Source organism: Nocardioides sp. AX2bis (genome assembly GCF_902506435.1).
GTDB lineage: Bacteria > Actinomycetota > Actinomycetes > Propionibacteriales > Nocardioidaceae > Nocardioides.
Map to the genome: position 1 here is coordinate 1,912,532 of NZ_LR733215.1, position 15,038 is coordinate 1,927,569.

At 64.3% G+C, this 15,038-nt stretch carries 12 protein-coding genes and 1 pseudogene; 5 read left to right on the forward strand and 8 right to left on the reverse strand.

Annotated features, from left to right (window positions below; translation table 11 throughout):
* Positions 1 to 12: 12 nt before the first annotated feature.
* The 5 genes from GV155_RS09105 to GV155_RS09125 all read right to left on the reverse strand — a co-directional run bounded on the left by GV155_RS09105 (position 13) and on the right by GV155_RS09125 (position 5,019).
* A complete protein-coding gene (locus tag GV155_RS09105; RefSeq protein ID WP_160007285.1) occupies positions 13 to 828 on the reverse strand; it encodes an abortive infection family protein in 816 nt (271 codons plus the stop codon).
* 230 nt (positions 829 to 1,058) lie between these two features.
* Entirely contained in the window at positions 1,059 to 1,256 is a 198-nt protein-coding gene (locus GV155_RS09110; RefSeq protein WP_160007287.1) for a helix-turn-helix domain-containing protein, read from the reverse strand.
* Positions 1,253 to 1,501, reverse strand: coding sequence for a hypothetical protein (locus GV155_RS09115; protein ID WP_160007289.1), 249 nt, complete (start codon positions 1,499 to 1,501; stop codon positions 1,253 to 1,255). The genes GV155_RS09110 and GV155_RS09115 overlap by 4 nt, the downstream gene beginning before the upstream one ends.
* Before the next feature lie 280 nt (positions 1,502 to 1,781).
* Complete coding sequence (mobF, locus tag GV155_RS09120) at positions 1,782 to 4,454, reverse strand: MobF family relaxase (RefSeq protein ID WP_160007291.1); 2,673 nt, start codon at positions 4,452 to 4,454, stop codon at positions 1,782 to 1,784.
* Between the two features lie 175 nt (positions 4,455 to 4,629).
* Positions 4,630 to 5,019, reverse strand: a complete 390-nt coding sequence (locus GV155_RS09125) for a hypothetical protein (protein WP_160007293.1) — start codon at positions 5,017 to 5,019, stop codon at positions 4,630 to 4,632.
* A gap of 282 nt (positions 5,020 to 5,301) precedes the next feature.
* On the opposite strand from GV155_RS09125, the gene GV155_RS09130 reads away from it, so the two are divergent.
* Both GV155_RS09130 and GV155_RS09135 read left to right on the forward strand, forming a co-directional pair.
* The gene (locus tag GV155_RS09130; protein ID WP_201300119.1) at positions 5,302 to 7,008 is read left to right on the forward strand and encodes a DUF2075 domain-containing protein; all 1,707 of its coding nucleotides are present in this window, start codon (positions 5,302 to 5,304) and stop codon (positions 7,006 to 7,008) included.
* A gap of 166 nt (positions 7,009 to 7,174) precedes the next feature.
* Positions 7,175 to 7,276, forward strand: a pseudogene (locus GV155_RS09135) (Lsr2 family DNA-binding protein); the annotation flags it as partial.
* Positions 7,277 to 8,128: 852 nt separating this feature from the next.
* On the opposite strand, the gene GV155_RS09140 reads toward GV155_RS09135, so the two are convergent.
* Positions 8,129 to 9,031 carry a DUF3883 domain-containing protein gene (locus tag GV155_RS09140; RefSeq protein ID WP_160007297.1) on the reverse strand — a complete coding sequence of 301 codons (903 nt, stop codon included), beginning with the start codon at positions 9,029 to 9,031 and terminating at the stop codon, positions 8,129 to 8,131.
* Here GV155_RS09140 and GV155_RS09145 point away from each other — a divergent pair.
* From GV155_RS09145 to GV155_RS09155, 3 genes are all read left to right on the forward strand, one after another.
* On the forward strand, positions 9,012 to 9,221 hold the full coding sequence (locus GV155_RS09145; RefSeq protein WP_160007299.1) for a hypothetical protein: 210 nt from the start codon (positions 9,012 to 9,014) through the stop codon (positions 9,219 to 9,221). The genes GV155_RS09140 and GV155_RS09145 overlap by 20 nt on opposite strands.
* Before the next feature lie 799 nt (positions 9,222 to 10,020).
* Positions 10,021 to 11,187 (forward strand): HEPN-associated N-terminal domain-containing protein, encoded by a 1,167-nt coding sequence (locus GV155_RS09150; protein WP_160007301.1) that lies wholly within the window; start codon positions 10,021 to 10,023, stop codon positions 11,185 to 11,187.
* A 355-nt stretch (positions 11,188 to 11,542) separates the two neighbouring features.
* A complete protein-coding gene (locus tag GV155_RS09155; RefSeq protein ID WP_160007303.1) occupies positions 11,543 to 12,337 on the forward strand; it encodes a hypothetical protein in 795 nt (264 codons plus the stop codon).
* 855 nt (positions 12,338 to 13,192) lie between these two features.
* Here GV155_RS09155 and GV155_RS09160 read toward each other — a convergent pair.
* Together GV155_RS09160 and GV155_RS09165 are read right to left on the reverse strand one after the other, a co-directional pair.
* A complete protein-coding gene (locus tag GV155_RS09160) occupies positions 13,193 to 13,648 on the reverse strand; it encodes a very short patch repair endonuclease (RefSeq protein ID WP_268892593.1) in 456 nt (151 codons plus the stop codon).
* Between the two features lie 13 nt (positions 13,649 to 13,661).
* Positions 13,662 to 14,957, reverse strand: a complete 1,296-nt coding sequence (locus tag GV155_RS09165) for a protein NO VEIN domain-containing protein (protein ID WP_160007307.1) — start codon at positions 14,955 to 14,957, stop codon at positions 13,662 to 13,664.
* Positions 14,958 to 15,038: the final 81 nt, after the last annotated feature.

A 15,038-nucleotide genomic window follows, 5' to 3' on the forward strand; every position in this document is an offset into this window, starting at 1 on the left:
GGGCGATCGCGATCAGAAAGGCGGCTTGTCCCGCGTGTTGGCGGACGGTTCAGGGGCTAGAGGCTCAGGCCCGAGCTCGCTCGTCTTTTGCGCAACGTAAGTGAAGATAGTGCGTCCTGCATTGATCGCGAGAAGAGCCTCGGGATCGCCCAACAGTCTCCGATTGGGGTGCGCAGCGCTCGCGTTGTTGCGGATGGTGTTCAGCGCATCGAGCGTCGCGGCCATCGAGTATAGGACCTGACTAACGTCGCCCGCCCGCGCTCCTGCCGGCCTGAGTCTTGGATGATGCGTACGGAGTTCTTTCATCGCCTTCTGCAATGTCGCGGCCTCAGGGAGCTGAATTCCTTCCGCTGCGCAGAGCGCCTTCATGTGCCCGTGGAGCGCCGTATGGACGCGATCGACGGCGCTTACTGGCCCGCCACTTCGCAGCAGACTCTCTGCATCGGATAGCGCCCTGCGAACGACTTCGCTGGTGCTAGCCGCCTGTAGCTTCGGGCCCGCGACCACGGGCTCGCCATCGAGTTCCGCAATCCATCTCAGAATTTCGGGTTTGAACCTGGCTCTTGCCTCCGGGCGCCCGTCAACCGGGAACCGTTCGAGTACACCTCTCAGAATCCGAGACTGCCGTGCGGCGGTCTGCGACGACAGAATCTCGATGAAACGCTCACGCGTAGTCCCAGCAAGTTCGTCGGGAAAGATGTCGTCGATGTCGCAGTATTCTGGGTAGAATTCGGTGTGGGTGCGATAGGAGAAGTCACCTAGATAGCCACTCTCTACCCCGATATAGCGGCTGACTACCTGCATTACCTGTTGCTTGGTCAGAGCCATCAATCAAGCACCCGCCCTCGACGGGGCACACTCACAGTCTTGCTCCGTCCCGACCTTCATCACACACTCCATTTTGAGCGAACGCTGCCGGCGCACGCCGGGACGCTCTCAGAGTCAATCACTGCCTCAGCATGCCAGTCGGCGCCGAGAGTTGAACAGCCTCAAGCGGCTTTCCGGAGCACTGTGCCCAGTGCACGTCAGTCCGGGCGAAGCGCATCACCCGAGGTTTGTCAGCGCCGTGCCGAGGGGATTGGCCGTAGCGCGGCCTCGAGTTCGTCGAGACGGATGCGGATGGGGCGTCGGCCGCACTGGTAGGCGGGGATCGTACCGTCGCTGATGCGGCGCCTAATTGTCCTGGTGGAGAGCGACATGATCTCGGCGGCTTCCTCGAGGCTGACATAAACAGGGAGCTCGGCCTTCCTGCTCATGATGCATCCGCCTTGCGCATCGTGGGGTCCGAGTGGCCGGGTGTTGCCGAGTTGAGGAAGCGGCGTGCTTCGGCGACGGTGATGTAGAGGCGGCCGCAGCCGTCAAGGCGCGCCCAGCGAGGTCCGACGCTGCGCCGTCGCCAGTCGCGGACGGTGCGTTGGGGCGTGCGAATGAGGGTGCAGAAGTCCTCAAAGGTGAGCAGGCCGTTGTCGTTCCACTCGGCGGGGATCTGGATTGGCTGCACGGGCGTCTCCTTAGTTATGGCTGTACCCACTGATGTCCGTACGGGTGCCGGTGGGATCGACGGCGGCCCGTCGATCGTGGTCAGCGGTGGAATGACGGTGTCCCTGAGGTACATGAGGAGTCGAGAACTGGCGGGGTGATCCTCCGGGCCGCGCGCCTCTGCCTGGTGGCGGGGTGGGGGAGCTTCGTGCGGGCGCAGGTCATGTGCGCGCCTTCGGAAGGGATGCCAGGACGTTGCGGCGCGAGGCACTGCCGGGAGGGCGACGTGAGTGCGGCTCCTGTCAGATTCTGAATCCGGGTGGCGCTGAATGCGGCCGGAGACGCTCCTCGTGATGCTCGTCGATCCGTTGCTCCTTGCGCAGCTGTCGGCGGGGGGATGCGTGAGGGCCGTAGCGATCGATGTTCTCAAGGGCGCGTTCACGGGCGTCAGTGGGTCCGAGGTCGGCGCGGTCGCGCGCGAACACAGCTGTCCATTGGTCGCGGGCGTCCTCGCTGTTCTCCGCGACGAGGTGGGCGGTGTTGGTTCGACGGCCGCGGGTCATGCCGACGTACGCCGCAGCGGCGCCGGTGGCCTCACCGACGAGCAAATGGGCGTGGTCGACCGTTTCGCCTTGGGCGCCGTGGACGGTGGTGGCGTACGCGAGCTCGACATGTTGGCGGACATAGGGCGCGGGCAGGATCCGTTCGCCGCGACGTCCACGCACGAGCAGACCGCCGTCGTCGCCGATGCCGGCCACCGTCCAACAATCGCGGTTGGCCACGCCCAGGTTGCGGTCGTTGCGGCGGGTGGTGATGTGGTCGCCGAGGCCGATGGGTTCACCGGCTGAGGTGATCAGTGCTCCGGTGGAGACGGTCTGGCCGGTGGCCAGGCGTTGGTCGCGGATCGCGGCGTTGAGTGTGGTGACCTGTTCGCGGGTGTCGGCGATGATCCTGCCGCCGTCTTGTGCGGCTCCGGCGACGGCGGCGAGGCGCTCGACCTCACTGCGATGGATAGTGATCTGGCCGCGTTGGTGCAGCGCGTCGAAGACCTTGCCGGAGTCCTTCCCGGTCCGCATGAGGAGGCTGAGGGCGGCGTACTCGGGATCGCTGAACCGGTGCACGGTGTCCAGGACGAGACATGCCTCGGGGCGTGCCCAGCGGGCGGCGTGGTCGAGTACGCCGCCGCGGCCGACCGCGGGGAGCTGGTGGCGGTCGCCAACGAACGCGACGCGAGCGTGGGCCTGGTCCGCGATGGTGAGCAAGGCGCGTGCGGTGTCCTGGTCGAGCATGCCGGCCTCGTCGACGAGCAGAAGATCACCTGGCAGCAGCCGCGCCCGCGCGCTGGGCTCCGCGTGGCGGCGGGTCCAGTGGCTGTCGGTGTCCCAGCGGTACCCGTGCTGGTGGACCAGCCAGGCTGCGGAGAACGCGTCGGTACCGAGCTGTGCCTCGGCTGCCCGGGCGGCTTTCAGCGTCGGGGTGACCACCACGAGCCGGTGCGACCGGATCTCGACGAGTCGTCGAGCCACGTCAAGCGTGCTGGTCTTACCCGCTCCGGCGGCGCCTTCGATCACCAGGAGAGGACCCGTGCCGGTCAACGCGGCCACCACCCGCCGTTGTGCGGGGTCCAGTTCGCCTCCGAAGGCCAGGAGGCCGATCCAGGAGGGGGTCGCGGGTTGCTCGGCGCGTGCAGCGAGGCGGGTGACCAGGTCTGTCTCGACGTTAAGTACGTCGCGGGAGGTGAGGGTGCGGATGTGCTCGGGTACGTCGTCTCGAGTCAGCAGAAGCTCGCAGCGGTCGACGGTGCGGCTGGTCAGGTCCTCGACCAGTTCGCGGCGTACCGGCGCCGGGGTGACGACGCCGGCGGCGGCGATGATTCGTTCGACCTCGCCACGGATGTCGGCGGCGTTCCAGGCCGACCGCCGGGCACCGAGCCTCGTCAGGACGAGGTCGGTGACTGCGTCGCGGTTGATCCGACCGATCGCGGTCCACGGCCGGTCGCCTTCCTGAACAGGGGAGTGGGGCGGGGTGAACCCGAGGCCCCGGAGCTCGTCGCGCCACCGCTCGGCCAGCTGGGTGCCGTCGTTGGGGACGACCTTGTCGGGTCGCGCAGTTGCCCAGGCGCGGCGGTCCCATGCGCGGCGTAAGCGTGGGCCGGGTTCTTCGGCGGGGTGTTGCCTGCGCCAGGCGGCCTCGTAGCGGTCGATGTTGCGCGTGATCTGCGCGGCGCGGGCGCTGAAGGCGCCGGTGTACGGCGCGAGCTGGGCGATCTCACCGGAGTCGGGGTCCACGGTGTAGCCGTGGGCGGCGAGGGTCTCGCGGAACTGGGGGTCGCACGCGACGGCGGCATGCCCGATCCCGTTGATCGCCTCGATGCTGTCCACCACGCCCACCGAGTGCAGCCCCCGCCACCGGCCTGCAGCGAAGACGCGCGCGTTCATCTGCAGGTGCAGGTGGCGGTGCGGGTCTCCGGCACGGGAGGTGTAGTGCCGCACCACGGCGGCCTCGAGTTGCTCGACCGGCACCTGCACCTGACGGCCCCGTGGCCCGACGCGCGTGGTGGCGTGCTCAGCGAGCCAAGCGATGATCTCGGTCGCAGCACGGTCTTGGGCTGCGTCGTAGGCGGCAGCGATCTTCGGGTGCAGCGTTGCCGCCAGCGACCAGGTCTTCGGACCGTTCACCACGACCTCGACGAACCGCAACCCCCGCTCGTCTGTGCGGAGCCGGCCCTTCGCCGCACCGGTCGCGATGTCGTAGCCGGCGACCCACCGCTCGTAGGCGTCCCCGTCCAGCGTCCCCCCGTCCTGAACTGCGGCGATGCTGCGTCCCCCCACCGCCGGGGGAGCGGTGGCGACGTACCTGGTCGCGACCCCCGTGCCCTCAGCGAGGTAGTAGTCGTCGACCCGGGAGCGGTCGGCTTCCACGTAGGAGCGCGCCGCAGAAGGGGAGCCGCGGTAGAACTTGACCCCACCGTGCACGCCTCGTCACCGCCCGTCAGCCGTCGTCACCTAGCCTTGAAACGACGTTCGGCCCGCCCCGAGGGGCGGACCGATCTACGGACCTTCGTAGCATGCGTGCCGCTCGATTTAGAGGCGGTTGTGGCGTTGGGCGGTGACTGAAAGCGGGACTCGTCATCCGTCGTCAGGGGCGGGGCTACAAGCGAGGTGAGTGCTCGGTTCCGGCACGTCGAGGGGCCAGGGCTTCTTGAAGGTCCGGTGGGCGGTACTCCAGTCCCTTGACGGCTTTCCCGTTCCCCGCCGGGGTCTTCGTCATGTTGGACCGGTGAACCTCAGCAACCACCGCGTCGAGGTCAATGCCGTAGTGCAGGGCTGCGCCGTAGACCACGTAGGCCAAGTCCCCGAGGGCGTCAGCGACTCCCGTCACGTCGCCGCCCTCGACGGCGAGCCGCAACTCTGCGGCTTCCTCGTCGATGAAGTCGCACCGGAGCATGGCTCCGTCGACGTCAACCGTCGGGGTGGAGCGGATAGAAGCACCGACGTACTCGTGAAACTGCCGTAGGAACTTGCTGGGTGACTCAGCCATGCGCGAACGGTACGGAACGAACGACTCGGCAGGTTAGGGTCGCGGCGTAATCCGCTTCGGCCCGACAGTGCGCGTCACGACGACAAGCCTCCAACCCGTGCGGGAAGACATGCGTGCCTTCCTGGAGTCGTCGTGCCCCTGCTTCGCGCGTCCGCATCGGGCGTTCGGACGCTCATCGAGAGCGGCCGGTTGGTCGATTCGTTGACCGAACAGTTCCGATTCCGTCGAGGCCACTCCCCGTCGCCAGGCGAGGTCCGATCCTGGGATCGCAGCATCGGCGTCGTGGTCAACGACCTCCGTGACGCCGGGCTCGACGACGTCGAAATGCTGCTCGAGTACCAGCTCCCGCTCACGAGCAAGCGCGCCGATGTGGTGCTCTGCGGGACCCATCCGCGGACCGGCAACTCGTCGTACGTCGTGCTCGAGCTCAAGCAGTGGACCGAAGCAATGCTGAAAGACGGCACCGATGATGTCGTCTCTATCGGGGGCTACGGTGACCACCTCCACCCCGGCGAACAGGTCCGTCGGTACTGCGTGCATCTCACTGATTTCGTTGCCAGCTTGGCGGACGAGCCACACCGCGTGACTGGGGCCGCTTACCTCCACAACGCAACCGATCTTGGTGTCGACGGATTGTTCCAACTGCCGGCGACCGAGCAGAGCAGGGTGTTCACGGGACAGGGTCGCGGCACGTTTGTGGACTTCCTCAGGACCAAGCTCGCCCCGGAGAGCGGAGCGGCCGCCGCGGATGAGCTCTTGAACGCGGCTGTCCGGCCGAGCAAGCAGCTGATGGCGCTAGCGGCTGAAGAAGTGCAGCAGCGCGAGATGTTCAACCTCCTCGACGAGCAGCAGGTCGCCTACTCCGAGGTGCTGCGTGCGGTTGAGGCGTCGCGTCGCGGCAACACCAAGGAAGTCATCGTGGTCACCGGGGGCCCAGGGTCTGGAAAGAGCGTTATTGCCTTGAGCCTGCTCGGCGAGCTCTCCCGACGAGGTCGCCCTGTTCTCCACGCCACCGGGTCCTCGGCCTTCACCCAGTCGCTTCGCCGCATCGCGGGCAGCCGGGCCCCTCGAGTCCAACAGATGTTCAAGTACTACAACCAGTTCATCGATGCCGAGAAGAACGGCCTCGACGTCCTGATTCTCGACGAGGCCCACCGCATCAAGGAGACCTCGACGAACCGGTATACGCGCGCATCGTTGCGGACCGGCCGTCCACAGGTCGAGGAACTGATCGACGCCGCACGTGTGCCGGTCTTCTTGCTCGATGAGCACCAGGTCGTTCGCCCGTCCGAGCGCGGAACAGTTGCGGAGATCGAGGGCGCCGCCCTGCGCATGGAGTGCAAGGTGACGCACATCGATCTGGACGGGCAGTTCCGGTGTGGCGGTTCCCGCGTCTACGAGATGTGGGTGCTGCGACTCCTTGGCCTCGAGCCGGGCGGCCCCATCAGGTGGGAAGGCGATGACGGGTTCGAGCTCTCAGCCGCTCTGACTCCGTCGACCATGGAGCTCAAGTTGGCGAAGTTGCTGGACGAGGGCTACTCCGCTCGAATGGCCGCTGGCTACTGCTGGAAGTGGCGCGACCCAGAAAAAGGATCCGACTCCTTGCCGGAGGACGTCGTCATCGGCGACTGGAGCAAGCCATGGAACAACAAGCGGGACACGTCGTTCGCCGGAGCACCCGGGACGCCGTACTGGGCCACCGACCCAGCCGGTTTCAACCAGGTTGGTTGCGTCTACACGGCTCAGGGTTTCGAGTACGACTACGGCGGCGTAATCATCGGACCGGATCTGGTGTGGCGCACCGACGAGTGGGTCGTACGGCCCGAGTACAACCAGGACACCCAGTTGAAGCGCGGCAATCCGACCGGGCTGGAGCGAGCAATACTCAACACCTACAAGGTGCTCCTGACCAGGTCGATGCGCGGCACGTCGGTGTTCTCGACTGATCACGAGACCAACGAAATGCTGCAGCGCCTGGTGCGTGCCTGACAGTGTCACTAGAGCAGTGAGTCTCGCCGATCGGTGCCGTTCTCGGCGGCATCCTCTCGGCTTGGTGCTAGGCGTCAGGCATCTTTCCTGGCGCTCTCCACCATGTCGATGAACGACTCCACGCGGTGCGCGTCGCACGAAGAAGGCCACGACGGGCAAGTCCAACGCAGCCGAGATCCGGGCATGGGGCCGGGAGAACGGGTATGAGGTTCCGGATCGCGGACGCGTTCCCGTGGCAGTCGTTGAGGCATACGAAGCATCGAACTGACACCTGCACGACGAACGTGCCCAGCACATCATGTGCCGGGCCCGTTCGTTGCTTCACTAGAACGTCGCGCAAGTCAGTCATGGTGCTGACGGAACACAGAGTAGGGCGATGCGATGGACTCGTCGCTTCTGCGCGTGACAGCTCGTCTCGATGAGTTCGACAACACCTACGTTCTTCGCCCGATCAGGCCTCCAACCGCAGCTGCGTACGGCTACAACCGCGACGCCAGGCGGGCTGTAGCCGACGGTCTCAGGAAGCTGCAGGCACCGGACAACACGTCCAGTCCTGATGCTGCCCGCCGGGTTCCTTTCGTAAGAACTGCCAATCTGGCGCAGGCGAACTTCGGTGGCCCTTAGCCTTCGCGGCATGCGTCTCGGACTAGTTGCACTGACCTGCACGCTCGGTGTCGTCGTCGCAGGGTGCGCTGACTTGCCGAGTGACTCGTCATCGTCGTCGTACTCGAATCCAAGTAGCGAGGCTTCGCCGAACGATGAGCCGCAGTCGAGCCCACGTAAGCAGAATGCTGGACGGGAGAAGGCCGCAGCGAAACCATCGCCTACACCCACTCCCACGCCGAAGCCTGCGCCCCAGGGGCCAGGAGGTTTGTCACCGACAGAGGTGTCAGCCGTCCACAACATCGCGCTGCAGACTGGGTATTCGTTCCAGGGCATCGCGCCACGCGACTCGGCGCTCCTCGCCGTCACAGTTTGCGAGCGTGTGGCAAGCGGGGCCACTAGCTGGGAAGCGGAGGAGCGCGAAGCCATCGCGAGCGGGGCGCCGCCGAGCGCAGCCTCTAAGTGGAACGACTACATCCGCGATTACGTCTGCTAACTCACGAGTAAGTTTGGCGGCTCACTTCGACGGCAGGGCAGCCTTGTAGACGTAAGGCTTGGCCACATCCAATGCCTGGTCGGCGGTGTAGTGCCAGACCTTCGGGGAGTTGAGGGCCGACGTGACGACGGCCAGGCGCCAACCAACCTGATTCTCTGCCGCCCTGATCTCGTTCGCTGTCAGAAACACGATTGGCTTCGTGCCGCTGAGGCCCTTCACCTCGGCGCGAACTATCTCACCCGACCTCGTGTGTTTGAAGGTGATGTCCCAGCCGACCTTGTCGGAGCTGACGTCGTCATACGTCCACTCGTCGCCGTAGTGCTCGATGACTGCCGCCATCGCGATGGCTTCAACGATGGCGTTCTTGGCAGGGGAGCCGTGACCTGCGCCCCCGCCAGTAATGGTGATGGTCTCTTGATCCGGAACGTCGTCAGTCCAGCCAGGCAGGACTTGTTCGAGTAGCTTTAGCTGCTCTTTCGACACCCAGGACGGATTAGATCCGATGGCCATGCGTTGCACCTCGAGGTCGGTGACACCAGACGCCGCGATCTCGTCAGCACTGACCGCAGCGTTGAGCAGAGGGATGTCGACCGGCACGAACAGTTCGACGGCATCGCGTGCTTGCTTGTCCAGCCAGTAACCAATGTCGCTGAAGTAATCGTCGTCGTCCTCGGGCTCGACCTGCCCCGTGACCCGTCCGACGCCCCAGATGCCGCGGGTCATCCGCCGGCCGTTGCCGGACACCCAGAGAATGATCTTGTCGTTGGGCGCCATCATGTCCGCGCGGTAGCCAGGGACGACGCTCCAACTATTGATCTCGTCCATTCCATCGGCCATTGCGCCTGGCAGGTCAAACTTGGTCTCGGGATCGCACTTGATCAGCCACGCGCCGAGGTTGTCCTCCGTGATTGCCCGCTCCGCCATGCCGCGTTCCTACCACGCCAACTTCACCGTTCGGCCTGATCTGGCGCAGCAGTCGGTCGACAAGGGCGACCAGCTGAACGTCGACCGCGGGGAGAGCAAGACGCCATACAAGCTCAAGCTCGACTACGAAGACGTGTCAACATGCCCGCTTCACAGCCGCTGCCGCTGTCGCATCCTGCCGGTGCGTTAGCTCAACAACTTGGCGAGCAGGAACGGCAGCTGACTGGTCAGAACCGCAGTGGGAATCACGTCTGCAGTCACAGAGCGAAGGTGCCCGGGAGCAATCGCGGTCTCGACTGCCAGCTTGGCGGGTCTTCTGGATCCCGGGACGATCAATCGGACTGACCCAGGGAACGAGATCAGGCTCTGGCTCCGTGTGACGAAGCAACCACCGTCTCCGGCAACCCACAGGCCGGCGCTGGCAATGACGACGGCACGAAAGGCTTTCGACCTGTCGGGTACATCGCCTTGGGTGGCCACGGAACCCTGTGGGATTACCGGAACGCCGGCCCCGTGTGGGACCTCGGGCGGAATTTGAATCCCATAGTCGATCGAGGCTGGTTTGGTGACTTTGCAGATCACGGTGCTCGCAAACGGCAAGCCCCAACGCCCAGTGACTCTCTTCGGTGCGGTTCGGCAGCGCATAGGGGCCATCGTGGTTCACTGGCCGACTTGACCGGACCGCTGGGTCCTTGCGCTTATGAGGCCGCGAGCAGAAACCGTTGACCTCTGATTTCGCCTGAAAACGCACCAGGTGCTCGACATGTGTGACTTTGAGCCATTGGGCCCCAAAAGGCGGTTAGCAATCTGCCTGAACGATCGAGCGTACTGAGACAATCCCGTCTCATTTCGAAAAGGCTCCTGCGGTACTGCGTGTCTTTCTTGCTGGGCAGCCATATCGCATTCTTCGCTGTTAGCCAGACCCGCCACAACTTGATTTCTGTGGCTTCATCCTTTTTCATGGCTCTATGGGGGCTACGAAGCGCTACATGGAACTGATCGAGTCGCGCGGATGGTCCGAGACAGACACCGTCATCTGCAGCTCTTGCGTCACTGACGAGGCTCTCCAAGAGGCAGTGAGGGCTGAGGGGGGTGACGACCCCTGCGACTACTGCGACGAGACACCTGTTGCGCCAGAGGGGACCGCTCCCTTCGACGTGATCACTGAACTCGTAGTCGATGGCCTGCGCTCTGAGTACGAGGATCCGAACCAGAGCATGGGCTGGGAGGGGGGTTATGTCGGGGCCATCACCCATGACACGTGGGATCTCGTCTGGGACCTAGAGATCACTGAGATCGAGAAGGTCCATGACGACCTCCTGCGTGCCATTCAGCTGGATCTGTGGTGTCAGCGAGACCCGTACGCGGCTACGCCCACCCAGGCCCTGACCTGGGGGTGGCAGGGCTTCCGGGACTACGTCAAGCATCGGCGGCGCTTCACGTTTCTAGTTCAGGACGACTCCACGCTCGACGGTGCGGGAAGTCTGCCCATGCACGCCGTCCCATCAGCGGTCGTCAACGCGGTTGCGGAGTCCGACCTCGTGATCACGCTCCCGGCAGGGACTGAGTACTGGCGTGCTCGCGTGCATGAACCGGGGGAGTCCTATGAAACCGCAGCCGACATTGGCACGCCCCCAGATTCACTGGCCAGGGACAACCGAATGAGTCCGAAGGGGATCGGCGCCTTCTATGGAGCGTCCAGTGCTGGTGGCGCACAGGCCGAGGTTGGGGGATACGCCAGCCCGACACAGGAGGCAAGTCTCGGTTGTTTCTCGACCACAGTTCCCTTGAACGTTGTCGACCTTCGAGTCCCACCGTCCGTCCCTTCGCTGTTCGCCTCAGATCGGCACCTTCGTCCCTCGCGACAGTTCCTTCACGACTTCATCGCAGACGTCACGAAGGTCGCAGATCCGGCTGACAGTCAGTACTTGGAGTACGTGCCTACCCAGGTTGTCGCGGAGCACTTCCGCTACGAGCTCGCAGGGAACGTGAGAGGCGTCCTCTGGCAATCGTCAAAGGGTTCTGATGTCACGTCGTGCGTCCTGTTCATCCCGAGCGATGAGGTAGCTGATGGCAGCGCGGTGGCGCCCGACGCACTGTTGGTGCTTGATCCTGCCTCGGTCACCGAACTGGCCGCGCCATTAAAGCCAGCCTGACGCTCGAGCTATCTGTGCGACGGCGAACTACGGGTCCGTTATAGGCCAACACTTGCTCGGGACGTCGTCTCGTGCGTGCGAACCCGCGCCCGCACCCCCGCGCCCGCTTACTCATCGACAGCAGGAGCCGCGGGCGCAGGATGGGTGCAGGGTTTGCGCACCGAACATGGGCGCTGCCGTCAGGCTGCGGTCTCTGCTGCGCCACCCGTCAAGGAGCGTTGCCGAGTCGGACGAGCCTGCCCGGTCGGCTGCTCGCCACTGTGAACGCACAACGGGGCCCACCAGAACCCGCCCGGGTCTGCTGCACGTGTTGATCCGGGCGCACGTGTCGGTGGCTCGACGTAGGCTCCGACCCATGACACGGGAGGAGGACGGGCACGAGTACGTCACGGAGAAGATGAACGTCACCCGGCGCAAGGACTCCACCTACTCGAAATCACGTGTCAAGCCTGGTGAGGCCAGTCCGTTGACCCGCAGCGCCAACGGCGAGCTGGGTCAGGTGACTCTTAGCCCCGTTGACGACGATGATGACGAGACTGCGACCTACCCGGATCCGGTTTACGTATACGTCGAGACCGAGACGCCACGACGCACAGAGGAGCAACTGTCCCGCGAGGAGTTCGCGGGGATCATTGTTCGAGCTCTTCTCGAGATGGCCATTGAGCACGGAACGCCGCATGCCAAGCGTCTGTGGATCGAGAAGTTACAGCCCGCCATCAAGGCGCGCGTCGAGCGCAGGCGTGAGCGCAGGGTTCTTCGTCGCCTCCGTCGCGCCGAGAAGAAGAACACCGTGGTGGAAGCAACGACAATTGAACCCACCCACGACATTGCGGTCGTCGCTAACGAGTTTAAGCTCGACATGACCAACTCGGAAGCGCAGGCTCGGTACCTGATGGCGCTTGCTGCACAACGTTTTGCGGATGAGCAGATGCAACTCATCGCCGATGCTGACATACGAGCCGACGACGGTTACCGCGAGTTGGAACAGGCACTGTCATCATTGCCGCCCAAGCAGGTCGCATCCATGCTTCAAAAGGTCGAGACCAACCCCGAACTGCTCGCGGGCGACGTGCTGACTGGGCTCGGCATGGTCCTAGGCGTGGAGCGCGCCAGTGGTCCCTTGGCGATCAAGGAACGTCACGAGTCTTAACGAGCTCAAATTTTCTTAAGGTAGCGCGCTCGCAGGCTCCCATGCGGCTTGGACCGAGGTGGCCGTGGCGGCGAGAACGACCATACGTAGACATGCCGACTCCGGGTTTCAGTCCAGGTCGAACAGGTCGAAGAACCAACTGAACAGACCGTCCAGCGCGTCTACTGGACTCGAACCGGGCTAGCCAACACTCGCAACCTTGCTCAGTTGATGGTCTTACTGCTTGAAAATGCGCATGGCTCGAGGGCAGGACTTTGCCGTTTGCCGTCTACGCCGTGCCCGCTCCTGAGCGTCACTTGCCTTCGGTGCACCACTGCGTCGCGGTGTCGTGGGCTTGCTGTTGGTGTGCGGTGCACTGGCTCCGACCGGCCCCACGCTCGTCGTGACGGGTCCTGCCACTACTGGTGTGGCACGGCGAACAACGATGGCGTCATCGACGTCGCTGAACTCAATCGGTGGCAGCACCCAATGCTTCGGCATGCGGTCGCGCACGGCTGCATCAAGGTCAGTGCCAGATACCTTCGCAGACTGTTCTGCTTGAAGCTTCGGGAGTAGGACCTGGCGTAGGTACGCGGAGCGGTCTCGCGCTCGGATAAGTGTGCCCTCGGCGTCGTACGTCCGCGCATCACCGTTGGCAGTGAAGGCGCCGGCTCGCTTCCGCAGTGGAGTCCGCGGCATCAGTGACCTAGAGGGTGGGCACGACGCCGCCACCTCGCCTGTCCTCAGCACGCCCGCTACAACCGCACGTGGCAGGGGCGTAGCGCTGACGTCTCACGTTTCTAGCCGTGAGAATGCGCGGGGATCGTTGCGGCTGCATCACGCATCAGCCTGACCGCGGTGCCAGCAGGGGCGCCGTTAGGTGCGGCCTTGTTGAGAAGCGTCCAAAGCGGTCTCCACCGCGTCGACAGCGTCCTCCACACCCACGTGCTCCCATACCCGAACGACGGTCCAGCCGGCATTCGCTAGCGCGTCGTCGTACTCGCGGTCTCGTTGGACGTTGCGGGCCAGCTTCAGCTGCCAATAGGTCGAGTTCTGCTCGGGTGCATTGCCATGCAGGGGACAGCAATGCCAGAAGCACCCGTCAACGAACACGGCAACGCGCGCGCGAGTGAACACGATGTCTGGGCGCGGCTTGACAGTGTCCAGCACGATCCTGAAGTCCTTACGGAAGCGCCGACCGCGGACATGCAACGCCGATCTCAGTGCAAGCTCGGGCTTGGTGTCCGTGCGACGGATCGAAGCCATGATGCGCGCGCGGCCAGGCGTTGTCGCGGCCGGAGGCGCTGGTATTCGTATCCGTGGTTCGTTCACAGCCTTCGTGTCCTCAGAACTTGAGGCGGTACCCCGTGATGATGCGAGGTGCTTGGGCGAGTTGGTCTCGTGTCAGCAGGTGCAGGTGGAAGGCGATGGGGGACAGGACGTTGGTGACCGCGATGACGACGAAGTCCGCGTCGGTCTCTACGCGCCAACTCTCCTTCGGCGTCAGGTTGAAGGCCAGGGTCGAACTCATGATGCCTTTGACCTCGACGTGCAGTTCCCTCTCACCCTTCACGTAGAGAAGGTCGTAGCCAACGCCTTCCTTCTGGCGGTCTCGCTTCATGGTCCAGCCCTGCGCTTGCAGAGCCTGGTCGGCCAGGTCTACCGCACGCGTCTCGGCCAACTTGTTGCGAGCCGAGTTGCTGGGTGTACGGGGGAGGTCCGAGGTGACCAGTTCGTCGCCTGCGTGACTCTCTGTGTAGGTGGGCATGGTGGCCTCAGTTGCCGTGAGGTCACCTGTCGGTAGGGCATCAGGAACGGTGAGGGCGGGCGCTACGGCAGGTGCAGGGATCTCCTCGAGGACGCGCTTCGCAACCACGTCACCGCCTGGGTCCTGCTCTGCCTGTCCGGAAGACTCTGGCAACGCCGTATCGGCCGCTTCGAGGAGGGCTCGATACGTCTCGAAGGTGACCTCGGTGATGGCGTGTTGGTGGTTCCACGCCGGTAGGTCTAGTTCTGACTCGGGCACAGGGCGGGCAAACTCGGTGTAGTTGGCAATGGTGGCTTCCCAAGGACCCGTCCACCCTGGCCCGATGTATGAGATCTCCGCATGCGCTATGAAGTGCTTGGGGTGCTCCGTGGACTTGCTGGTCGCGTAGTAGATGACGCGTGACCCGGGCCCTGCGTCATTAAGTGGCCCGCGGCCCGTGACGGTGGAGTCATAGCGGTACCGACGGTGATGGTCGGTTTCCCACTTGGCGCCAGCATCGGCGTCGGTGACGTTGAGAAGGAAGCATCGCGGCACCCGCGTGACGGCTGAGCGGATGCGGGAGTAAGCACGGTTGGTGACAGTGGACCCACCCGTCTCCGAAGACTCGCTCGAGTCCCAGAAGGGGTCGTAGGTGAGGCCAAGGTCGCGGAGCACTCGCTCGGCCTTGCGATACGCATCAGTCTCGGTGGATGTATCTCCCGTGATGGCCGTGTGAACCCGATTGAGGAAGGTGCTGTCAACGGACGATCCCCTCGACACGGCGGGCGGTTCGATCTGCAAGGCTGCCGCGATGTCCTCCGCCAATTGCTGCTTGGTTGGGTTGTGAACCTTCGCGCCGGCGATCTTGGATTGCGGTCCCGCTTGCTCGCTCATGGCCGCAGTGTGCCGAGCTTCAGAGGATCGTGTGAGTGAAGTGACACGATGGGCAAGAGAGCTCGAACACACGCTCGACAC

Bases quoted from the DNA above. Each gene is read 5' to 3' on its own strand.
- GV155_RS09105 (WP_160007285.1), bottom strand. From the start codon at position 828: ATGGCTCTGACCAAGCAACAGGTAATGCAGGTAGTCAGCCGCTATATC.
- GV155_RS09110 (WP_160007287.1), bottom strand. From the start codon at position 1,256: ATGAGCAGGAAGGCCGAGCTCCCTGTTTATGTCAGCCTCGAGGAAGCC.
- GV155_RS09125 (WP_160007293.1), bottom strand. From the start codon at position 5,019: ATGGCTGAGTCACCCAGCAAGTTCCTACGGCAGTTTCACGAGTACGTC.
- GV155_RS09140 (WP_160007297.1), bottom strand. From the start codon at position 9,031: ATGGCGGAGCGGGCAATCACGGAGGACAACCTCGGCGCGTGGCTGATC.
- GV155_RS09150 (WP_160007301.1), top strand. From the start codon at position 10,021: ATGGAACTGATCGAGTCGCGCGGATGGTCCGAGACAGACACCGTCATC.
- GV155_RS09155 (WP_160007303.1), top strand. From the start codon at position 11,543: ATGACACGGGAGGAGGACGGGCACGAGTACGTCACGGAGAAGATGAAC.
- GV155_RS09165 (WP_160007307.1), bottom strand. From the start codon at position 14,957: ATGAGCGAGCAAGCGGGACCGCAATCCAAGATCGCCGGCGCGAAGGTT.